Source organism: Niallia circulans, from assembly GCF_007273535.1.
GTDB lineage: Bacteria > Bacillota > Bacilli > Bacillales > Cytobacillaceae > Niallia > Niallia circulans_B.
Window position 1 is genome coordinate 2,461,640 of sequence record NZ_RIBP01000004.1, and the last position, 21,065, is coordinate 2,482,704.

A 21,065-nucleotide genomic window follows, 5' to 3' on the forward strand; every position below is an offset into this window, starting at 1 on the left:
AAAATGAGCAAACATTCACGTAATCAGGCATAAAATGAATAAAATCATCATAGCTTGTCTTAAAAAAGCTTGGTGGTGAAGAAATGGGCTATATTATTGAAAATATAAACATTTTAAAAAAACAGGCTTTAAAGAAAACTTCTATGCTCGTAGAAGACAATCGTATCGACATGATAAAGGAAACCTTTTGGAAGGGAATTATGAAAATGGATGGAAGTCCATATATAATGACTCCAACACCGATTGTTTACGATAATCATGTGAAAGAATTGCTGAATCCGAAGCAGCAACGAGACTATATCCAAGAAAACCTCATAAAAAAAGGCTGTACAATGTTCGTGACAGCATGTAATGTCAAAAAGGAAAGGGAGCTTTTAGGCGAGCTGAATAAGACAAAAAACATGCTGTTGAATTGTGCAGTCGATTATGTTATATGTATTAAAATCCCCTTGAAAATCCTTACAACAAGTCTTATCAGAACTTGCAAAAAAGCAAAAATCCCTGCTATAATCATTGAAATAAATAATTCGGATGATTTATATAAAGTGCCATGGGGCTGGATTAAGGAAGCAATCTTCCCATTTAATTGTCCACTTATCCCTGAGTTTTTAATGATAGATGAGGAAGAGCGAAATAGAGCACAGATAACTTTTGCAGCAATAATGCGTGATACTAATATACCTTCCCTTAGAAAAGACTTAACAGAATGTGATATCATTCCATATGAGGCACTCATTAAAATGGGCATTTACCCATTTAAAGGCAATATTTATCAAAGCGGAGAAGTGACTTATAATCTTTACGAGAAAAGCCGCTCAATCATAAATATTGATGAAAAGGAATTATTTCATTATCATTATAATAGAATTCTTGTCACTTACCATAAAGGCAAATGTATTAGAACTGGCGAGAAAGTGTTTTATCTGCCGGGATTTGGAGAGCAGATGGAAATAAAAGTACCTTCCTTCTTTAGCACAGGAGGAGTTTAGAAAGGATACAAGATGGAAAAAGTAAACGAAATACTTTCATTATTAGAAAATGGTCAACAAGCAAAAGCTTTATCATATTATGAGGAAATACTTAATCAAGGTTCGAATGAAGAACGATTCGTGTTAGGGGAGGAATTGTTCCAGCTTGGTTTTCTTGAGGAAGCTAAAGCATTATTCCAAATTTTATTGGAGGCATACCCAGAAGAAGGAGAGCTTTTGGTTATGCTTGCAGAGGCAGAGATGGAAATTGGCAATGAGGAAGAAGCAATTTCACAGCTCGAAAAAATCAACCCCGAAGATGCCAGCTATCCACAAAGCCTTCTGCTGTTAGCAGATTTATATCAAATGGACGGGCTTTACGAGGTGAGTGAGCAAAAGCTTCTTCAAGCCAAAAAAATCCTTCCAAATGAAGTGATCATTGATTTTGCATTGGGAGAGCTCTATTCCGAGCAAGGCAGGATTACAGATGCCATTAAAGCATACAAAGTTGTTGCCACGGAGCAGTCCACAGTCGCCGGTGTCAATGTTAATGGAAGAATTGCCGACAATTTAAGTGCAGGTGGAGCCTTTGAGGAAGCAATCCATTATTACGAGCTTGCGATTGAAGAAAAAGTGGAAATAAATACAGTGTTCAACTTGGGCTTGACAGCATTGCAAGCAGGACAGCTGACTATTGCCATCAAGCGTTTTGAGGAAGTAAAAACATTAGATTCATCCTTCCAATCCCTGTATTTATATCTTGCTAGAAGCTATGAGCAAGAGGAAATGGTGCAGGAAGCGTATGAAACAGTGCTTGAAGGCTTAAAGCATGATGAGTTCAATAAAGAACTGTTTTTACTTGGCGGAAAGCTGGCGCTGAAGAACGGGATAGAGGAAGGGGCCGAAAAGCATTTTCGAGAAGCACTGGCAATCGACCCAGAATTTGCGGAAGCTGTGTTGCTTTTAAACAAATTGTTTTTGACACAGGAACGCTTCGAGGATATCATCGAGCTTATAGAACTTATGGATTCTCAAGATATAGAGGAGCCGCAATTATTATGGGATGCAGCAAAAGCCTATCAAGGAAATGAAAATTATTCAGTGGCATTAAACAAATACCAAGAAGCATATACTTTCTTTAAAGAACTCCCAGACTTTTTATACGATTATGGATATTTTCTTTTGGAAGAAGGAAAAAGACAGGAAGCTGCAGAAGTGTTTAATAGCCTTTTAGAAAAAGATCCAAGCAATGAAGAATTTATCGAAATCGTTCAACGTTTAACAAGCGGCCAGTAAACATTAAGCCTATTGCAGCAAGAAAGATTACTTTGTTAAAACAAAAAAATGGTTGCAAGCAGAGGAGGGAAACAAACATGAAAACCCCTGTATCTGTCAACGAAAAAAAAGACTTCATTCGTTGGTTTCTGAATCACTATCAATTAAAAAGAAGAGAATGTGTTTGGATTTTAAATTATTTGATGAGTCATGATCAGCTTATGGAAAAAGTGCATTTTGTTGAAAATGCAGAGAAGTGCCCAAGGGGATTGGTCATGTCCACACATTGTGTTGATGAAGTCCCGTTTCGCTTTTATAAGGAAAATGTCATGACGACAGATGCGGAAAAGTCCTTTCATGATATTCGCTTAAACAGAGATGAAGATATCTATATCCAACTGAATTTTTATGGTTCCAATAAGGCACATCAATATGCGGCCGTGCTTGTGGAAAATCCTTTCATGCCGAAAAATTTGCATATTAGTGAAAAAGACAAAACCATTGCAGAGCAATTTCTCGTTGCCAGCATAGAAAAGTTCCAAAAGGAAAAGCTGCTGGAGCTAATCGATGAGGCGCTTGATAATGGAGACGAACATGCATTTCGAGAGCTGACGGATCGTCTTAAGCAATTACAAAGCACAGAAAGCTAAAAACAAATACAATAAAAGCAGTCTGGCTGAGCGTTAACACGTTTGCCGGACTGCTTTTTTTGTTTTGCCCCAAAAAAAGGACAAAAAAACAAATGAAAACTTTTTATGCTATTATAAAAGAAAATAATATAAAGGAGGTGGCTGCCTGCATGAATTGGTTACGGTTAATATTAGGAAATCGGTCATTTATTTGGCTGCTGCTTATCGTAAACTTACTTGGGACAATCTATGGCTATTACTGGTATAGATTTCAATTGGCGGAAACGCCGGACATTTTCTTATTATTTGTTCCAGACAGTCCAACTGCAAGCCTGTTCTTTGTGATTGTTTTAATCGCCTTTCTTTTTAAACGAAATACGCCATTATTTGAAGCATTAGCACTCCTGACACTATTCAAATATGGTGTTTGGGCAGTTGTTATGAATGTACTCGTTTTTGCTAAGACGGGAACTGTAGAGATAGAATCGCTCATGTTAATTGTTTCTCACGGTGCGATGGCCATACAAGGGCTTTTATACATACCATATTACCGCATAAAATGGGTGCATGTTAGCATTGCAGCTATATGGACATTGCATAATGATGTCATTGATTATGTATTTGATATGATGCCAAATTACAGTATTCTCAACCAGTCTATGGACCAAATCGGCTATTTCACCTTTTGGCTGAGCATTTTAAGCATTGCAATTTGTTGTTATGCTGCTAAAAGAAAAAACACATTAACGATTTCTTAAACAAGCAATTCAAATCTAAAGTTTTTTAGTCTATCCTTGTCCATCCTGACATACATTTTTAATAGTATATCGGGGAGGGACAAGTATGAAGAAGGCTAAATTGGTTGTGTTATTAATGTTATTAATCCTGCTTAAGCCTATTTCTATATCTGTGTATGCAGACCAAGATTCGCCTATAGACGAGTTAGATACATTATCAGATGAAGCACTGCAGTTGGTAAAATCAGAAAGATACGATGATGCGAAAAAAATCCTTGATTATTTTTCTAACCAATTCAGTATAGTGAAACAGCAACAGCGGACATTTACAATGGATGAGCTGCAAATCCTCACAGGTGCCCGTGATGAAGCAGTTGAGGTAATCACAAGCCCGTCTGCTGATACGAACGAGCGGATCAACTCTGCGATTAAGTTCAGATTAGCGGTTGATGCAGTTTCAAGCGGCCAGCAGCCTCTTTGGACGCAAATGCAAGAACAAGTGATGGCATCCTACAGGGAAATGAAGGATGCTGCCATAAACCAAAACAAAGTGGAATATGAAGCGAAACTAAATTCTTTCCTGACGCTTTACCAAATTATAAACCCAAGTTTAAAGTTAGATGTGACAACAGCACAATTTCAAAAACTGAATACACTTGTGGATTTCCTCGATACATATCGCCTTCAAGTCTTCACAAAAGCTGAGACAAAAGAGCTGGACGAATTAGAAGCAGAGCTTGAGGACGTATTTAATCAAGTGTATGAAGATGAAGCAGATCCGTCCCTTTGGTGGGTAATTATTTCAACTGGAAGCATCATTATCCTTACATTATCCTATGTTGGTTGGAGAAAATATTTAGGAGATAAGGAAGAAAAGAGAAGAAGACATAAAAGGCCATAACATTTGACTCTTAGGTTCTCCCTGCTTAAAATAATAACTACTAACTCGAGATATGGGGGAAAAAGCATGTTTATTATCTACTTCATCATCATACTCATCATTCCTCTATGGGCACAAATGAGGGTAAGTGGAGCTTACAAAAAATATTCGAAAGTAGCTGCTTCTTCTGCGATGTCCGGAAGAGAAGTAGCAAGAAGAATTTTGGATTCCAACGGATTATATGATGTATCTATTGAAGAAACGAGAGGCGTTCTGTCTGACCACTACGATCCCCGGTCAAAAGTAGTCCGTCTGTCAACAAATAACTATCACGGGCATTCTGTTGCTGCTTGTGCGATTGCGGCACATGAAGTTGGCCATGCCATTCAAGACCAGCAAGAATATGCTTTCCTGCGTTTCCGGCATGCTTTAGTTCCAGTTGCCAATATCGGCAGCAACTTTTCGTGGATACTCATATTAATCGGAATGCTGCTTGGTGCAAGCAATTTTGTTCTGTTAGGAATTATTTTTATGGCAGCAGCCGTCCTGTTCCAATTTGTAACACTTCCAGTTGAGTTTAACGCATCAAACCGTGCAATGGATGAAGTGGTCGCATTAGGAATTATTCGCAATGATGAGGAAAAAGAAACGAAAAAAGTCCTAAATGCAGCAGCCCTTACCTATGTTGCGGCAGCAGCAGTAGCGATACTCGAATTGCTGCGATTAATTATGATTTATACAGGAATGCAAAGAAACGACTAGTCTATGGAAATCTCCATAGACTTTTTTTATGCAGAAATTATTTCCATAAGCGAAAGATAGTTGTATAATTATAGCTGATTTTATCTATAGTGTATTTATTACATAAAGCAAAGAAAGAAGGGTTAATTTGCAGGCTGAACGAGCATTATCAACTAACCAACCCGTAACGGTGTATCGTATTCTGTTTGCGATAAGCCTAGGTCATTTTATCAATGATTGCATGCAATCAGTAGTACCGGCATTGTTCCCGATTATAGGGCCTACGATGAACTTGAATTATACAGAAATTGGTTGGATTGCCTTTACACTCAACATTACCTCGTCTATCATGCAGCCAGTTTTCGGCGTGCTGGCAGACAAAAAGCCACTTCCCTATTTTTTGCCGTTTGCGATGTTTTCAAGTTTGCTTGGCATGCTTGGCTTGGCACTCGCACCTAATTTTATAAGCGTGCTTATTTCTGTTTTGTTTATCGGGTTTGGGTCAGCTATTTTCCATCCAGAAGGGTCAAGAGTAGCTTATATGGCAGCAGGAAACAAACGAGGCTTGGCACAAAGCATATACCAGGTTGGAGGCAATGGCGGCCAATCACTTGCCCCGTTATTTACAGCCTTCATTTTTATCGGAACAGGTCAATTTGGAACAATCTGGTTTACACTGCTTGCAGCAGCAGGTATGTTTGTTTTGTTTTTCGTATCTAACTGGTATAAACAAGAGCTTCTTGTCCAAGTACCGGCTGCAAAAAAGACACAAGCACATACAGAGAAACGCATGCTGAACAAGGAAATCATTATAGCAATTTGCTTATTAATCTTTTTAGTGTTTGCAAGAAGCTGGTATGGTGCTGGGATTAATAACTTTTTCCATTTTTATATGATTGAGAAATTTCATAGCAGCATTAAGCATGCACAAATATATGTATTTTTATTTATGCTCGCAGGAGTTGTAGGCACATTCTTTGGCGGACCGCTGGCAGACAGATTTGGTAAACGTACGATTTTGCTTTTTTCCTTAATTGGTGCAGCTCCGTTTGCCTTAATGCTGCCTCATGTTCCTCAATGGCTTATCGCACCACTCCTTGTGCTTATCGGCTTTATACTCCAATCAAGCTTTAGTGTAACAGTCGTCTATGCTCAAGAGCTGCTTCCAGGTATGATTGGACTTGTATCAGGATTAATTGTCGGCCTAGCGTTTGGGATGGGAGCATTAGGGGCTGTTATTTTCGGAGTAATTGGCGATTTATACAGTCTGCAGACAATCATGGTATTTTGCAGTGTGCTTCCTATTTTAGGGATACTTACGATTCTACTTCCAAGTGATGCAAAGGTTAGAGAAATTCATCAACGAACATAAAAAAAAGAAGAGGCTGGGACATAAGTATATGAACCAGTATAAAAAACGAACTATCCATTCTGGTTTCGATTAGATAGTTCGTTTTTTGTTTTTTAAAATACAATAATTAGAAATTCTAGTGGAATGGAGCGGAGGCCACTCGACTCCTGCGGGAAATAGAGGACGCTTTAGACCCCGCAGGCGAGGACGAGCGCGCAATGAAACGAACTAATTTTAACTCCATATTCTATTTTGTCACAAGCTTCATTATTCAAATATGGATGTAATTTAATTATTCGTGTTTAGAAAGGTTATCTTTTGTTTTGTCCCAGCCTCTTCTTTTAATGCTCAATCGGCCTTTTGTATTCATCTAAAGTAAAGCCTTCTCCCAATACATCGTGAACAACGGTCACAGATACGAATGCATGTGGGTCAACACTTGTAATGATAGATTTAAGTCGGACAATTTCCGTTTTAGCAACAACACAGTAAAGGACTTCTTTATCTTGTTTTGTAAATGACCCGTGTCCTTTTAGCACAGTTACACCGCGATCCATTTCCTTCATGATTTTATCAGCAATATCTGGGTTTTTATCAGAAATGATGATGGCACCTCTTGCTGCATAGGCACCCTCTTGCATGAAGTCAATCAGCCTTGTGCCAACAAAAACAGCAACAAGTGTATACATTGCCTCTCGATAACTTAAATATGTCAGCAAGGATAATGTAATAACACATGCGTCGAACAAAAACATTGTCTTCCCAATACTCCAATGGAAGTATTTATTGACAAGTCTTGCGATAATATCGACACCGCCTGTTGTGCCGCCGAATCGAAAGATTATGCCAAGTCCAATACCTATAAAGGTTCCAGCGAACAAGGAAGCGAGTGTTAAATCCTCACGCAGCGGAATATGTAGTTCGATTTGGGGCAGCTGGAAAAACCATAAAAACACGGACACGCTGATAGTGCCGATAATTGTGTATATGAGAACATTTCTGCCAAGCAGTTTCCAGCCAATAAAAAACAGCGGCACATTTAAAATTAGATTTGTGATGGAAGGGTCCCAGTTGAATCTTGCGTACAAAAGGAGCGTGATTCCTGTGAAGCCACCCTCTGCCAAGTTATTTTGCATATTAAAATGTACAATTCCAAAAGAAAAGATAGCCGAACCGAGCATAATGAAGAAAATATTTTTGAGCTTTAACGTCTTAAACATCTTTTCGCCTGCTTTCTATGTATAGCTGTCATTAATATAGCCTTAGTATGGACCATTTATGTTGGAGCCTATCCATTATATCGAATAGGTGTTGTATGAGCAATCTCCTATTGCTAAAAAGCAAGATTGCTGATAGCTTCATATAAAAGGTATTTTTCCCGTAAATAATAATCAAAAACATTTGTAAAAAAAGAAAATGTTAGCTAACATGAAGGGGAATAGGAAGAATAATGCAACTTTGAGGTGAAAAGGTTTGAAAACAATGCAAGAGCTTCAAAAAGAAGTGGATGACTATATCGGACAATTTAAAGAAGGCTATTTCAGCCCACTAGCCATGATGGCAAGGCTCACAGAAGAGCTTGGAGAGCTGGCCCGTGAAATAAATCATTATTATGGCGAAAAGCCTAAAAAAGCTTCTGAAAATGAAAAGGAAATTGCTGACGAGCTTGGTGACATGATGTTTGTGCTTATTTGCTTGGCAAACAGTCTAAACATCGATCTCGAAGAATCTCATAATAAAGTGATGCATAAGTTTAACACGAGAGATAAAGACCGCTGGACTAAAAAAGACGAATAGGTATGGCGGAAACAAAACTTTTATTGATATAAATATAAAATACATATAAGAAAAGCTATAAAGGAGCGTACGAATAGTGGAAAAAGTAAAAGTAGTCATTGCAGGACCAAGAGGAAGAATGGGCAAGGAAGCGGTTTACCTGACAGGACGTACTGATCATTTCGAATTAGTTGGCGTTTTGGATTATAAGCATGAGGGGAAAAGATTAAATGAATTAGAGGATTTCACATCACCTGCTTATGATGTACCAATTTATACAGATATCGAAAAATGCCTGCAGGAAGTTAAGCCAGATGTATTGATTGATTTGACAACTCCGGAGTTTGGCATGTTTCATGCTAAGACAGCTCTTCAATATGGAGTCAGACCGGTTGTTGGGACAACGGGCTTCACGAATGAAAACCTAGCAGAGCTTGAGGCGTTATGTGAAGAGATGGATAGAGGCTGCATTATTGCACCGAACTTCGCGTTAGGCGCTGTTTTGATGATGAAGTTTTCAAAGCTTGCCGCTAAATATTTTGATGATGTGGAAATTATCGAACTGCATCATGACCGCAAGCTAGATGCACCGAGTGGCACAGCTGTTAAAACGGCTGAATTAATTGCAGAAGTAAGAAAGCCGAAAAAACAAGGGCATCCTGAGGAAAAGGAAACGATTCCAGGTGCTAGAGGAGCAGACTTTGACGGTATGCGCATTCACTCGGTCAGACTTCCAGGATTAATTGCCCACCAGCAGGTAATGTTCGGTGCTGATGGTGAAACTCTTACATTAAAGCATGATTCATACAACCGTGCCTCCTTTATGTCGGGTGTTAGGTTTGCTGTTGACGAAGTACTTAAAGCAAATGTGCTTATATATGGTCTTGAAAATATAATGGAGTAGAGGTGTAATTAATGAATATTGCATTAATAGCTCATGATAAGAAGAAAGATGATATGATTCGTTTTGTTGTTGCTTATAAAAAGATTTTTGAAAAGCATTCCTTGTTTGCTACAGGTACTACTGGAACAAAGATACAAGAGGCAACTGGATTGGATGTACATCGCTTTTGTTCAGGGCCATTAGGAGGAGACCAGGAAATAGGTGCATATATCGCCAACAATAATATGGACATGGTCTTTTTCTTTCGCGATCCATTAACTGCACAGCCTCATGAACCAGACGTGACAGCACTTCTCCGCTTATGTGATGTTTATTCTGTGCCATTGGCAACAAATATGGGAACAGGAGAAGTGCTTATAAGAGGTCTGGAACAAGGGGATATAGATTGGAGAAACATTGTACATGGAGATACAGACAGAGTTACAGACATTTAATATACAAAATGTAGATATATTGGCAATTGGCGCCCATGCGGATGATGTTGAAATCGGCATGGGTGCAACCCTTGCTAAATATGCAGCTGCAGGCAAAAACATTGTTATATGTGATTTAACACATAGTGAGCTTTCTTCCAACGGCACAGTTGAAATCAGACAGAAAGAGGCACACGCTGCGGCAGAGCTGCTTGGCATTAAGGCTCGTCTTACCCTTGACATAAAAGACAGAGGGCTTTGGAATGTAGACGATAATATTGCAAGCATAGTGGAGGTTATCAGAACAGTTAAGCCGAAAATCGTTTTCGCTCCATACTGGGAGGATCGCCATCCTGATCACGGTAACAGTTCCAAATTAATTGAAGAAGCTGTATTTTCGGCAGGTGTTCGCAACTTTATTGTAAAAGACACGGAGTCTCATCGGGCAAGCAGCCTGTATTTTTATATGATAAATGGGTTTCATAAGCCTGATTTTGTGATTGATGTCAGCGAATATATGGAAGTGAAAAAACAAAGCTTAAATTGTTATGCAAGTCAGTTTACAAAAGCAGAAGGCAGTGTGGAGACACCGCTAGTCAACGGCTATATTGAAACCGTTGAAGCAAGGGAACGGCTTTTTGGAAAAGAAGTCGGAACGAGCTATGCGGAAGGCTTTAAGACAAAGAAGCCGATAGTTATACATAATGATTTATTGGGTGGTAGTTTATGAAAAAGCTGAAGATAGGAATAACTTGTTACCCGACTGTTGGGGGATCTGGCGTCGTCGCGACAGAATTAGGGAAGCTGCTTGCCGAAAAAGGACATGAAATACATTTTATTTCCTCAAGTATGCCTTTCCGCTTGAATAAAATGTACCATAATATATTTTTTCATCAAGTAGAAGTCAGTCAATATTCTGTTTTTCAATATCCACCATATGATATTGCCTTAAGCAGTAAAATGGCGGAAGTGATAAACAGAGAGGAACTCGATCTTCTGCATGTTCACTATGCAATTCCACATGCTGTTTGTGCCATTTTGGCAAAACAGATGAGCGGAAGAGATGTTAAGATTGTGACAACACTGCATGGAACAGACATCACTGTTTTGGGCTATGATTCATCACTTGCTGACAGCATCCGTTTTGGTATTGAAAAGTCGGATGTAGTAACAGCAGTGTCAGAATCTCTTGTTAAGCAAACTTATGATGTAATTGGTCCGACAAAAGACATAAAAACTGTTTATAACTTCATTGATGAACGTGTATATCGCAAGGTTGATTCCTCTCATTTGAAAAAGGAATTTGCCATTCATCCAGACGATAAAGTCATCATTCATGTCTCTAATTTCCGCCCGGTGAAGCGTGTTACAGATGTTGTGAAAGCATTTAAAGGGATAGCTGACAAGATGTCTGCAACCCTTCTGTTAGTTGGAGATGGACCTGAAATGTCGAATGTATGCAAGCTTGTCGACGAGCTCGGCTTAAAAGGGCAGGTTCGCTTTTTAGGAAAGCAGGAAAACCTTGAGGAGCTTTACAGTATAAGTGACTTGATGCTGCTTCTATCAGAAAAGGAAAGCTTTGGTCTTGTTGCACTTGAAGCAATGGCTTGTGGCGTACCTTGTGTCGGCACAAATGTTGGTGGAATTCCTGAGGTGATTGTTGATGGTGAGACAGGTTTGATTTGTGAGCTGGGCAATATTAACGAAATAGCGGAAAAGTCGGCAGCACTTCTTCTTGATGAGCATAAGCATAGGCAGTTTGCTGCTAACTCAGTTGTAAGAGTGAGAGATCATTTCCGCGGTGAAACGATTGTCAGTCAGTATGAGAAGATTTATGAGGAATTAATTCTCTCTGGAGAGTATATATGAAACAGCCATTTCTATCTGCCATCCCGATCATTGAGGCAATCGAAAAAGCAGGTTTTAAGGCCTATTTTGTCGGCGGAGCGGTAAGAGACTATTTGCTGAAGAAACCAATTCATGATATTGATATTGCGACATCTGCAACACCAGATGAGGTAAAGAAAATCTTTCCAACAACAGTGGATATCGGGATAGAGCATGGTACGGTTATGGTAATATTTGAGAATGAGACATATGAAGTAACAACTTTTCGTACTGAAAGCGAATATGAAGATTTCAGGCGGCCAAAGGATGTAGCATTTGTCCGAAATCTGCGCGAAGATTTACAAAGAAGAGACTTTACAATGAACAGCTTGGCCATGGATAAAAATGGCACCATCATTGATTATTTTGATGGGAAAACAGCTATGTCCAAGAAATTGATTGAAACGGTCGGATCAGCTGATGAGCGGTTTAGAGAAGATGCACTACGCATAATGCGTGCGATTCGGTTTGTCAGCACACTTGGCTTTAAGCTAGAAGACCGAACGAGACTCGCAATTGAGGGTAACAGGCATCTCCTTGAAAAGATTGCAGTAGAAAGAATTACAGCAGAATTTGAGAAATTACTGCTTGGAAAAGCAAGGGATGAAGCAATTTTGTTGATGGTTCAAGCGGGCATTTACGAACACCTGCCAATGCTGAAATCACACCGAGATGGCTTGATGCTGTTGTCATCCTTTCCCTTGGAGAACTTGAATATCGAAGAAATGTGGTCTGCCCTCTTAATTGCCTGTAATGTCTCAGCAAAAGAAGCAGACGCTTTTCTGCGTAAATGGAAACTTCCTGTTAAGCGGATTAAAACAGTTCAACATATTATGAAGAGTGTGCTTCTTCTTAAAGAGCAAGGGCACTGGACAAGCTTGCATTTATTTCATTCTGGCTTAAGTGTGGCGATAAGCGCAGAAAAGGTGTTCAGCGTTATAACAGCAAAACAGCAGGATGTTGCTTCAGTAAAGAATGCCTTCGCTGCACTTCCGATTAAAGGAAGAGACGAGCTGCAAGCAACAGGACGTGATCTTTTACAGTGGAGCGCAAAGCCTGCCGGTCCATGGATGAAGGAAACTATTGCTACAATTGAAAATGCTGTTGTGGAAAAGAAGCTTACTAATGATAAACAGGCTATAAAGGAGTGGCTTAAGCAGTGGGAAATGATTTAAGAACAAAGCTGTTGCAGGCCTTTGCCGACAGGCCAAATGAATATATATCTGGCCAAGAACTGGCCGAGGTTCTCGGCTGTTCAAGAACGGCTATATGGAAACATATTGAAGAGCTGCGTAAGGACGGTTTTGTGCTTGAGGCAGTAAGGAAAAAGGGCTATCGAATTGTTGAGGTGCCTCATAAAATGATACCAGATGAAATTAGATTTGGTTTAGAAACAAAACAATTAGGAAGAAGCATCCATTACGAGGAAACAGTCGATTCTACCCAACGAATTGCTCAAAGACTCGCATATGATGGAGCTGCAGAAGGAACGATTGTCATTGCCGAGGAGCAGCTTGGCGGAAGAGGGAGATTAGAGCGATCTTGGCATTCCCCAAAGTACAAGGGGATATGGATGAGCATCCTTTTGCGCCCTCGCATTCCCATTATGCAAACGCCACAGCTGACATTATTGATGGCTGTTGCTGCAGTTAAAGGAATAGAGCAGGCAACTGGATGTGAGCCTGGTATAAAATGGCCGAATGATTTACTGCTGAATGGAAAAAAAATCAGTGGGATTTTAACAGAGCTCCAAGCTGACAGCGACCGCATTCATTCTTTAATTATTGGAATTGGCATTAATGTTAATCTTGAATTAGAGGATTACCCAGAAGAGCTCCGTCATACAGCTTCCTCGCTGTTCATTGAAACAGGAAAGGAATGGGACAGGGCGACAATTGTGCAAAGCATTTTACTGGAGCTTGAGAAGCTGTACAGCCTGTACCTAGAAAACGGATTTTATCCGATAAAGCTTCTTTGGGAAAGCTATGCAGTCAGTATTGGCAAACGAGTGAAGGCGACAACCTTGAATGGCAGCTATACAGGGATTGCTAAAGGGATAACAGATGAAGGAGTTCTGCTTCTTGAAGATGACGATGGCAAAGTCCACCACATTTATTCTGCCGACATACTGATCGAATCTTAATGTTTTTAGTAGTAAGACATTTAGGAGTCTGCTATAATGCTATTGCTGGGCGGTATCATAAGAACCGCACCATAAAAGGCAAGCAAAAAAAGTTAGATATTATAATGATGTATCTGCCTAGATCCAAACAAATTAGGACAAGGACAGAGGGATAAAAAATAAACAAGTAACAGTATCCTTCTATATTTTTTTAGAGGGATTTTTTTGCTTTTTTTACGATTCCCCTCTTCCAATCAAAGGAGGAAAAAGAATTGAAAACAACAAGCGATTTCATCAAGATGAAAAATACAGAGAAAATTAGCATGGTGACCGCATATGATTATCCGTCTGCCAAGCAGGCAGAGCTTGCAGGTTGCGACATGCTGCTTGTCGGTGACTCTCTTGGCATGGTAGTGCTCGGCTATGAGTCTACTATTAATGTGACAATGGAGGATATGATTCATCATGGAAAAGCGGTCAGACGCGGGGCGAAAAATAGCTTTATCGTCATTGACATGCCCTTTATGAGCTATCATCTTTCAGACAGAGACACTTTACTAAATGCAGCAAGGCTTATCCAGGAAACAGGTGCAAATGCTGTCAAACTGGAAGGCGCAAATGATGTTTTTGATAAAATTCGATTGCTAACAAATGCAGGAATTCCGGTGATGGCACATCTTGGCTTAACACCCCAGTCTGTCGGTGTATTAGGTGGCTATAAAGTTCAAGGGAAAAGCAGGAAAGACGCTTTAGAATTGCTTGAGAATGTGAAGAAATGCGAAGAGGCAGGAGCATTCTCCGTCGTTTTAGAATGTATTCCAATGCAGCTTGCAAGAGAAGCAGCAAAAGCAATTGATATTCCTACTATAGGCATTGGAGCAGGTGCCGACACAGACGGTCAGGTTCTCGTCTACCATGACATTCTCACATATGGTGTCGACCGGGTTGCGAAATTTGTTAAGCAATACACAAATATAGATGAGCCGATTGCACAGGCGCTTATAAAATATGTGCAAGAAGTAAAAACAGGGACATTTCCGGAAATAAAGCACAGCTATACAATGAATGAAGGCGTATTGGATGGCCTGTATGGAGGAAAACGATGAAAGTTATTACAACGAAGGCAGAACTGCAGGAATTAACATTAAGTTTTAAGCAACAGCAAAAAACAATCGGATTCGTACCAACGATGGGATTCTTACATGAAGGTCATCGTGCATTATTAAAGGAAGCGAGAAAAGAAAATGACATTCTAATCTTAAGTGTCTTTGTCAATCCGCTACAATTTGGTCCAAATGAAGACTTGGACTCGTATCCAAGAGATATAGAGCAGGATAAGCTTACAGCAAAGAATGAGGGTGTAGACTTTTTGTTTATGCCAGCAACAGAAGAAATGTATCCAAGCTCTCCTTCTGTCACAGTCCATGTGCAAAAAAGAGCAGATGTATTATGTGGCAGAACAAGACCGGGCCATTTTGACGGTGTTGCGACCGTTTTAACTAAGCTGTTCCATCTTGTTCAGCCCGATAATGTTTACTTTGGAAAAAAAGATGCACAGCAAGTTGCTGTAGTTGATGGCTTAATACAGGATTTTCATTTTCCAATTACTCTTCATGCCGTTCAAACGGTCAGGGAAGAGGATGGACTTGCGAAGAGCTCAAGAAATGTGAAGCTGTCCCTTAATGAAAGGCAAGAAGCAGGCATCCTCTATCAAACACTATCCATGGCAAGAGAAGAGCTAATAAAGGGCAATCACGATGCCCAGGCTATTACGGATTCGTTAAGTAAAAGGATTGAGTCAAGTACGAGCGGTAAGGTTGATTATCTGGAAATCTTGACATATCCTGAGCTGCAAGAACCGAGCCAGTGGGAAGGTTCGTTTATCATTGCGGTGGCTGTCCGTTTTAATAACGCCAGATTAATTGATAATATTATCTTTGATTTAAACGAAATGGTTAGTGGAAAAGGAGCAAGCACATGTTCCGAACAATGATGAATGGGAAAATCCATCGAGCTATAGTGACAGAAGCAAATTTGAATTATGTTGGCAGTATTACAATTGATGAGGACATCCTAGATGCAGTGGATATGCTTCCAAATGAAAAGGTACAGATTGTTAACAATAATAATGGCGCTCGCCTGGAAACATATATCATTCCAGGAAAAAGGGGCAGTGGAACGATCTGCCTGAATGGTGCAGCGGCAAGATTAGTGCATGTTGGTGATACAGTTATCATCATTTCCTATGCAGTTATGACAAATGAAGAAGCACATCATCATAAACCAAAGGTTGCTATCATGGGCAAGAACAACCAGATTGCAGAACTGCTGAGCCAGGAGCCAGAAAAGACAATCATGTAAAGATAAGAGGCTTTTTGTTATAATTCTGCGCATTAGTAAAAGCTATTAATGCGTGAGAAGAGGAACAAAAAGCCTTTTTGCTGCTTGTGTTAGCATTTCAAGTGGAAATGCACGCGGTGCAATACCGGATATAACACTTTTAAAGGTATTATTGGAGAATAAATATGCAGTATTTTCTTTTCCTTTTCTTGATTTTATGATACCGTTTGAATGACTGAAAGTTAGAGGTGGATGTAATGGGGAATAAATATGTGGTGGTCGATTTGGAAACAAACGGGAATTCACCAAAAAAAGGAGATCGAATCATTCAGTTCGCGGCAGTCGTGATCGAGGATGGGAAAATAGTAGAGGAGTATTCCTCCCTGTTGAATCCTCTGCAGCCAATTTCTCCCTTTATAGAGGAACTGACTGGCATAAATGATGAGATGGTGGAGTCGGCGCCATTATTTGATGAAATTGCAGAAAAGGTACATACCTTACTTAAGGATGCCTACTTTGTTGCACATAATGTAATGTTTGATCTGTCATTTTTGTCAGATGAATTGGAACAGGCCGGTTTTGAAGCGTTTTATGGACCGATCATTGACACGGTCGAAATGGCCAGAATTTTGTTTCCAACAGCGGACAGCTATAAGCTGACAGATTTGGCAATTCAGGAAAACATCGAGCATGACCGTCCACATCAGGCTGATAGTGATGCGTATGTAACAGCAGAGCTGCTGCTTATTATGTTAAATAAAATAGAACAACTGCCTCTGCAAACAATTAGACAATTAGAAAGCTTAAGCGGTGCATTAAAAAGCGATCTTGACCAGCTGCTTGATCAAATAGCTACTAAACAGCAGAAAAAGAATTCTTTTCTGCGTGAAGGGCTGGAGATATACAGAGGGTTGGCGCTCAAACTAGAAGACACGGAAAAAGCTGCAAGAAAAGATCGGCAAGATTACATAGAGCTTAACGAACAAGACATTGAAAATAGAATGAGGCAAGTGTTGCCGAATTATGTGACAAGAGCTGGGCAGCAGGAAATGATTCAAGACGTTATCCATTGTTTTAATGGAAACACGCATGGGCTTATCGAGGCTGGAACGGGTATTGGCAAATCATTGGCCTATCTGCTTGGAGCAGCCTATTTTGCTAAAAAGGAAAAGAAGCAGATTGTTGTCAGCACCTTCACAACACAGCTGCAGGAACAGCTTACTCACAAGGATTTACCAATTCTTGAAAGTATTCTTCCTTTTCCTATCATGTCTACTGTGCTGAAGGGAAGAAACCACTATATCAGCTTAGATAAGTTTGAGGTTTCTTTAATGGAGCAGGATGACAACTACGATATCGTGTTAACGAAAATGCAAATTTTAATTTGGCTGACAGAAACGCAGACAGGCGATAAAGATGAACTGAATCTGTCGAGCGGGGGACTTAAGTTTTGGCATAAGATAAAAAACGACGGCAACTTTTCCTTGCCCTTTTCGAAAGAATGGGCGCCAAAGGATTTTTACAGACGGACAAGAAATGCGGCACAAAAGGCAGATATTATCATCACAAATCATGCATTAATGCTTAATAATCTTACAGCAGACAAGGGGCTTCTGCCTAATTATGAATATGCGATCATTGATGAAGGACATCATTTTGAAAAAAATGCCATAAAGCATTTTGGGCATCAGTTTTCCTATGTCAGCGCAAAGCTTAGCTTCCAAGCTATTGGAACATACGAGCAGAAACAGCTGCTTTATAAGCTGCTCTCCAATTTTGATGTGGTTCATGACGAAAAAAACAAGCTGAACAGATTGATAGCAGATTTGCTATTGGAGCTTGATGAGCTGTTTAGAACGATCTTAAGATATGTGAAAAGGACCGCAAATAAGTCCTCTAGTAAAGCAAGCATTCGGATTAAAAGAGATGGGTCTATTCAGTGGAATCAAATCGAAATTGTCGCAGAGCGATTTATTTTTTTACTGAAGGATTGTAAAAACGCGCTTGTACAATCACTTGAAGCCTTTTATGGAAGTACAGATATCTCTTCACTTCCTACGAATCAAGTGATGGCAGCGGACAGAATCAAAGGAATTCTTGACGAGTGGGATAAATTATTGCTGACATTGCGCCATATTTTTCTGCGAGAGGAAGAAAATATAACTTGGCTTGAGCTAGATTGGAAGAGCTTTCCTCATCAAGCAGTGCTTTACGCCCAGCCCCATTCCGTGTCAGAGCTGCTGTTACAGCATTTGTTCGCAAAAAAGAAAAGTGTTGTGTTTGCGTCTGCAACATTAACTGTAAATAACAGTTTTGATTATTATGTTAAGGCATTAGGGCTTGCTGAAATAAACCATGTAGAAAAGCAGATTCCTTCTCCGTTTCAATATGATAAGCAGGTCAGGCTGATCGTACCAGATGATGTGCCGGAGATTAATAATGTGCCGCTTGATGAGTATATAAAGGCAGTCACAGGACATATTGTGTCAATCGCCCAGGCAACCAGCGGACGTATGTTGATTTTGTTCACATCAAATGAAATGCTGAAGAAAACATATGAGCTTATAAAAGAAAAAGGAAGCCTTCCTGATTATGCTATTCTTGCACAAGGCATTACGACTGGAAGCAGAATGAGGCTGACAAGAAACTTTCAGCGATACGATAAAGCCATCCTTCTTGGCACGAACAGCTTTTGGGAGGGTATAGATATTCCAGGTGAAGATTTGACCTGTTTAATTATTGTCAGGCTGCCATTCTCTTCACCGGATGAGCCTTTGAATGAAGCCAAAAACGAACGCATCAAAGCATTGGGAGGCAATCCGTTCCTTGAAAACAGCTTGCCTGAAGCGGTACTGCGCTTCAAGCAAGGCTTCGGCAGACTGATTCGGACTGAAACAGATAAAGGATTCATTGTGATACTTGATAGAAGGATTTTGACAACAACTTATGGGGAGACGTTTTTGAAATCAATTCCCCATGTGCCGTTGATTAGAAAGAAACTCAATGATATTGAATTTTTTATTAAGGAATGGATTTAATGCTTTTCGTCTTGTGTTAAAATAATAGACGAAATATACAAGTAGTCCGTATACTAAGGATTAGAAAGTCTTAGTAACTAAAAAAACATAAACAAAGAAGTGATAAAATGAAAAAGTGGATTTGGTCTTTTGCCGGTCTTGTCGTGATTGTGCTGAGCTTTGTCGTCTATACATATGTAACAGCATATAAGCCTGTATCAAAGGCGGAAGTGACCGCAGAAAAAATCGCAAAAGAAGAAGCTGGGGTTGTAAGTATTGATAAATTTTCGCTTTATAACGGTAATGATAGCTACTATGTTGTAGAGGGGAAAAACAAGGATAAAGAAGATGTAATTGTTTGGATTGAAGAGAAGACCCATGGTGTTACGGTTGAGAACAAAAAAGATGGGCTGACAAAACAAGCGGTTATTAATAAAATATCAGCGGAGAGAGAACTCAAAGAAATTAACACTGTCCGACTTGGAATGCTTGAGGGGATTCCTGTGTGGGAAGTATACGCACATACCGATGATGATTTAATAAATTATTTTTATTTTGACTTTGAAACAGGAGAATTACTTAGAAATATTGAAAATATTTAGACAGATGCTAACCCAAGCATCTATAATTTAATCATCCTGACCGACTCTGTTTTGTCAGAGTCTCGCTGGAATATATCGAATTATTCGGAGAATGGATATTTGGAGGAGAAAAACAATGAATGTTCAATTAGCAAAAAGAGTCAATGCGTTAACACCATCAACAACTCTTGCGATTACAGCAAAAGCAAAATCCTTGAAAGAAGAGGGGCATGATGTAATCGGTCTGGGGGCAGGCGAACCAGATTTTAATACTCCTCAAAATATCATTGATGCTGCTGTAATAAGCATGAATGAAGGTCATACAAAGTATACGCCGGCAGCAGGTTTGCCGCTTTTGAAAAAGGCAATTATTAATAAGCTTCAAAAAGATCAGGGTCTTGCTTATGAACCTAATCAAATCATCGTTACAAATGGTGCAAAGCACGGTTTGTATACTTTATTCCAAGTGCTGTTAGATGAGGGCGATGAAGTCATTATTCCTATCCCTTACTGGGTAAGCTATCCGGAGCAAGTAAAGCTTGCTGATGGTGTGCCAGTGTATGTGGATGGACTGGAAGAGAATGAATTCAAAATTACTCCTGATCAGCTAAAATCAGCCATTACTGCAAAAACAAAAGCAGTTATCATTAATTCACCAAGCAATCCGACAGGTATGATTTATACGAAAGAAGAATTACTTGCACTTGGAGAAATTTGTCTTGAGCATAATGTTCTGATTATTTCAGATGAAATATATGAAAAGTTAGTCTATGGGGAAAATGAGCATGTTTCCATTGCTTCGCTTTCACCGGAGCTTAAAGAAGCTACAATCGTTATTAACGGTGTGTCTAAATCACACAGCATGACAGGTTGGCGCATTGGCTATGCTGCAGGAAACAAAGCGATTATATCTGCGATGACGAACCTTGCAAGCCATAGCACTTCTAACCCGACAACACCTTCCCAGTATGCAACAATTGAGGCATATGAGGGACCACAGGATTCTGTTGAGGAAATGAAGGGCGCATTCAGCCAAAGGCTTGATATAATTCATCAGAAATTGAATGCTATTCCCGGTGTAACCTGCCTTAAGCCAAAAGGAGCTTTCTATTTATTCCCGAATGTGGAGAAGGCTGTGAAATTGACAGGGTACGCAGATACAGATGAATTTGTAAGTGCCCTGCTTGAAGAAGCTCTTGTAGCTGTTATTCCAGGCTCTGGTTTCGGTGCGGACAATTATATTCGTTTATCTTATGCAACAAGCTTGGAGCTGCTTGAAAAAGCAGTGAGCAGAATTCATCAATTTGTTGAAAGCAAAGCAGCAAAAGAGACAGTATAATACAAAAGATGCGGCAAGCGGAGTCTTGCCGTTTTTTTTATTGTAAGAACAGAATTTTCTCAAAATGCGCTCCTGTTTGCGATTATGTTGATTGTGATACTTAAG

General features: G+C 39.7%; 21 protein-coding genes. 20 read left to right on the top strand and 1 reads right to left on the bottom strand.

Annotation, left to right across the window (positions count from 1 at the left end; translation table 11 throughout):
• The first annotated feature begins 83 nt into the window (after window positions 1-83).
• The 7 genes from CEQ21_RS20105 to CEQ21_RS20135 all read left to right on the top strand — a co-directional run bounded on the left by CEQ21_RS20105 (window position 84) and on the right by CEQ21_RS20135 (window position 6,602).
• Window positions 84-989 carry a hypothetical protein gene (locus CEQ21_RS20105; protein WP_185766033.1) on the top strand — a complete coding sequence of 302 codons (906 nt, stop codon included), beginning with the start codon at window positions 84-86 and terminating at the stop codon, window positions 987-989.
• 12 nt (window positions 990-1,001) lie between these two features.
• Window positions 1,002-2,264: a tetratricopeptide repeat protein gene (locus tag CEQ21_RS20110; protein ID WP_185766034.1), complete on the top strand. Its 1,263-nt coding sequence runs from the start codon at window positions 1,002-1,004 to the stop codon at window positions 2,262-2,264.
• Window positions 2,265-2,341: 77 nt separating this feature from the next.
• Window positions 2,342-2,893: a ReoY family proteolytic degradation factor gene (locus tag CEQ21_RS20115; RefSeq protein ID WP_185766035.1), complete on the top strand. Its 552-nt coding sequence runs from the start codon at window positions 2,342-2,344 to the stop codon at window positions 2,891-2,893.
• 149 nt (window positions 2,894-3,042) lie between these two features.
• Window positions 3,043-3,630 (top strand): lipoprotein heptaprenylglyceryl N-acetyltransferase LhaT, encoded by a 588-nt coding sequence (locus tag CEQ21_RS20120; RefSeq protein WP_185766036.1) that lies wholly within the window; start codon window positions 3,043-3,045, stop codon window positions 3,628-3,630.
• 85 nt (window positions 3,631-3,715) lie between these two features.
• The gene (gene ypjB, locus CEQ21_RS20125; protein ID WP_185766037.1) at window positions 3,716-4,510 is read left to right on the top strand and encodes a sporulation protein YpjB; all 795 of its coding nucleotides are present in this window, start codon (window positions 3,716-3,718) and stop codon (window positions 4,508-4,510) included.
• Between the two features lie 66 nt (window positions 4,511-4,576).
• Complete coding sequence (locus tag CEQ21_RS20130) at window positions 4,577-5,251, top strand: zinc metallopeptidase (RefSeq protein WP_185766038.1); 675 nt, start codon at window positions 4,577-4,579, stop codon at window positions 5,249-5,251.
• Window positions 5,252-5,378: 127 nt separating this feature from the next.
• Entirely contained in the window at window positions 5,379-6,602 is a 1,224-nt protein-coding gene (locus tag CEQ21_RS20135) for an MFS transporter (RefSeq protein WP_235907289.1), read from the top strand.
• A 320-nt stretch (window positions 6,603-6,922) separates the two neighbouring features.
• Here CEQ21_RS20135 and CEQ21_RS20140 read toward each other — a convergent pair whose 3' ends face one another.
• Window positions 6,923-7,801, bottom strand: coding sequence for a YitT family protein (locus tag CEQ21_RS20140; protein WP_127737628.1), 879 nt, complete (start codon window positions 7,799-7,801; stop codon window positions 6,923-6,925).
• Window positions 7,802-8,063: 262 nt separating this feature from the next.
• Here CEQ21_RS20140 and CEQ21_RS20145 point away from each other — a divergent pair, with 262 nt between their 5' ends.
• From CEQ21_RS20145 to CEQ21_RS20205, 13 genes are all read left to right on the top strand, one after another.
• Window positions 8,064-8,378 (top strand): nucleotide pyrophosphohydrolase, encoded by a 315-nt coding sequence (locus tag CEQ21_RS20145; RefSeq protein ID WP_185767350.1) that lies wholly within the window; start codon window positions 8,064-8,066, stop codon window positions 8,376-8,378.
• Between the two features lie 76 nt (window positions 8,379-8,454).
• The gene (gene dapB, locus CEQ21_RS20150) at window positions 8,455-9,261 is read left to right on the top strand and encodes a 4-hydroxy-tetrahydrodipicolinate reductase (protein ID WP_185766039.1); all 807 of its coding nucleotides are present in this window, start codon (window positions 8,455-8,457) and stop codon (window positions 9,259-9,261) included.
• Window positions 9,262-9,272: 11 nt separating this feature from the next.
• Entirely contained in the window at window positions 9,273-9,695 is a 423-nt protein-coding gene (gene mgsA / locus CEQ21_RS20155; RefSeq protein ID WP_185766040.1) for a methylglyoxal synthase, read from the top strand.
• Window positions 9,664-10,404 carry a bacillithiol biosynthesis deacetylase BshB1 gene (bshB1, locus tag CEQ21_RS20160; RefSeq protein WP_185766041.1) on the top strand — a complete coding sequence of 247 codons (741 nt, stop codon included), beginning with the start codon at window positions 9,664-9,666 and terminating at the stop codon, window positions 10,402-10,404. Before mgsA ends, bshB1 begins: the two co-directional genes overlap by 32 nt.
• Window positions 10,401-11,543 carry an N-acetyl-alpha-D-glucosaminyl L-malate synthase BshA gene (gene bshA, locus CEQ21_RS20165; RefSeq protein ID WP_185766042.1) on the top strand — a complete coding sequence of 381 codons (1,143 nt, stop codon included), beginning with the start codon at window positions 10,401-10,403 and terminating at the stop codon, window positions 11,541-11,543. Before bshB1 ends, bshA begins: the two co-directional genes overlap by 4 nt.
• A complete protein-coding gene (locus tag CEQ21_RS20170; protein WP_185766043.1) occupies window positions 11,540-12,736 on the top strand; it encodes a CCA tRNA nucleotidyltransferase in 1,197 nt (398 codons plus the stop codon). The genes bshA and CEQ21_RS20170 overlap by 4 nt, the downstream gene beginning before the upstream one ends.
• On the top strand, window positions 12,721-13,704 hold the full coding sequence (locus tag CEQ21_RS20175; RefSeq protein ID WP_185766044.1) for a biotin--[acetyl-CoA-carboxylase] ligase: 984 nt from the start codon (window positions 12,721-12,723) through the stop codon (window positions 13,702-13,704). Before CEQ21_RS20170 ends, CEQ21_RS20175 begins: the two co-directional genes overlap by 16 nt.
• A gap of 251 nt (window positions 13,705-13,955) precedes the next feature.
• Window positions 13,956-14,789, top strand: a complete 834-nt coding sequence (gene panB / locus CEQ21_RS20180) for a 3-methyl-2-oxobutanoate hydroxymethyltransferase (RefSeq protein ID WP_185766045.1) — start codon at window positions 13,956-13,958, stop codon at window positions 14,787-14,789.
• The gene (gene panC, locus CEQ21_RS20185) at window positions 14,786-15,676 is read left to right on the top strand and encodes a pantoate--beta-alanine ligase (protein ID WP_185766046.1); all 891 of its coding nucleotides are present in this window, start codon (window positions 14,786-14,788) and stop codon (window positions 15,674-15,676) included. Before panB ends, panC begins: the two co-directional genes overlap by 4 nt.
• The gene (gene panD, locus CEQ21_RS20190; RefSeq protein WP_185766047.1) at window positions 15,661-16,044 is read left to right on the top strand and encodes an aspartate 1-decarboxylase; all 384 of its coding nucleotides are present in this window, start codon (window positions 15,661-15,663) and stop codon (window positions 16,042-16,044) included. The genes panC and panD overlap by 16 nt, the downstream gene beginning before the upstream one ends.
• A 236-nt stretch (window positions 16,045-16,280) precedes the next feature.
• Window positions 16,281-19,061, top strand: a complete 2,781-nt coding sequence (gene dinG / locus CEQ21_RS20195) for an ATP-dependent DNA helicase DinG (protein WP_185766048.1) — start codon at window positions 16,281-16,283, stop codon at window positions 19,059-19,061.
• Between the two features lie 107 nt (window positions 19,062-19,168).
• The gene (locus CEQ21_RS20200) at window positions 19,169-19,642 is read left to right on the top strand and encodes a cell wall elongation regulator TseB-like domain-containing protein (RefSeq protein ID WP_185766049.1); all 474 of its coding nucleotides are present in this window, start codon (window positions 19,169-19,171) and stop codon (window positions 19,640-19,642) included.
• Between the two features lie 115 nt (window positions 19,643-19,757).
• A complete protein-coding gene (locus CEQ21_RS20205) occupies window positions 19,758-20,960 on the top strand; it encodes a pyridoxal phosphate-dependent aminotransferase (RefSeq protein ID WP_185766050.1) in 1,203 nt (400 codons plus the stop codon).
• Window positions 20,961-21,065: the final 105 nt, after the last annotated feature.

Excerpts from the sequence above, each read along its gene's own strand:
- CEQ21_RS20105 (WP_185766033.1), top strand. The coding sequence starts at position 84 with ATGGGCTATATTATTGAAAATATAAACATTTTAAAAAAACAGGCTTTA.
- CEQ21_RS20110 (WP_185766034.1), top strand. The coding sequence starts at position 1,002 with ATGGAAAAAGTAAACGAAATACTTTCATTATTAGAAAATGGTCAACAA.
- CEQ21_RS20115 (WP_185766035.1), top strand. The coding sequence starts at position 2,342 with ATGAAAACCCCTGTATCTGTCAACGAAAAAAAAGACTTCATTCGTTGG.
- CEQ21_RS20120 (WP_185766036.1), top strand. The coding sequence starts at position 3,043 with ATGAATTGGTTACGGTTAATATTAGGAAATCGGTCATTTATTTGGCTG.
- ypjB (WP_185766037.1), top strand. The coding sequence starts at position 3,716 with ATGAAGAAGGCTAAATTGGTTGTGTTATTAATGTTATTAATCCTGCTT.
- CEQ21_RS20130 (WP_185766038.1), top strand. The coding sequence starts at position 4,577 with ATGTTTATTATCTACTTCATCATCATACTCATCATTCCTCTATGGGCA.
- CEQ21_RS20140 (WP_127737628.1), bottom strand. The coding sequence starts at position 7,801 with ATGTTTAAGACGTTAAAGCTCAAAAATATTTTCTTCATTATGCTCGGT.
- CEQ21_RS20145 (WP_185767350.1), top strand. The coding sequence starts at position 8,064 with ATGCAAGAGCTTCAAAAAGAAGTGGATGACTATATCGGACAATTTAAA.
- mgsA (WP_185766040.1), top strand. The coding sequence starts at position 9,273 with ATGAATATTGCATTAATAGCTCATGATAAGAAGAAAGATGATATGATT.
- bshB1 (WP_185766041.1), top strand. The coding sequence starts at position 9,664 with ATGGAGATACAGACAGAGTTACAGACATTTAATATACAAAATGTAGAT.
- bshA (WP_185766042.1), top strand. The coding sequence starts at position 10,401 with ATGAAAAAGCTGAAGATAGGAATAACTTGTTACCCGACTGTTGGGGGA.
- CEQ21_RS20170 (WP_185766043.1), top strand. The coding sequence starts at position 11,540 with ATGAAACAGCCATTTCTATCTGCCATCCCGATCATTGAGGCAATCGAA.
- panC (WP_185766046.1), top strand. The coding sequence starts at position 14,786 with ATGAAAGTTATTACAACGAAGGCAGAACTGCAGGAATTAACATTAAGT.
- panD (WP_185766047.1), top strand. The coding sequence starts at position 15,661 with ATGTTCCGAACAATGATGAATGGGAAAATCCATCGAGCTATAGTGACA.
- dinG (WP_185766048.1), top strand. The coding sequence starts at position 16,281 with ATGGGGAATAAATATGTGGTGGTCGATTTGGAAACAAACGGGAATTCA.
- CEQ21_RS20200 (WP_185766049.1), top strand. The coding sequence starts at position 19,169 with ATGAAAAAGTGGATTTGGTCTTTTGCCGGTCTTGTCGTGATTGTGCTG.
- CEQ21_RS20205 (WP_185766050.1), top strand. The coding sequence starts at position 19,758 with ATGAATGTTCAATTAGCAAAAAGAGTCAATGCGTTAACACCATCAACA.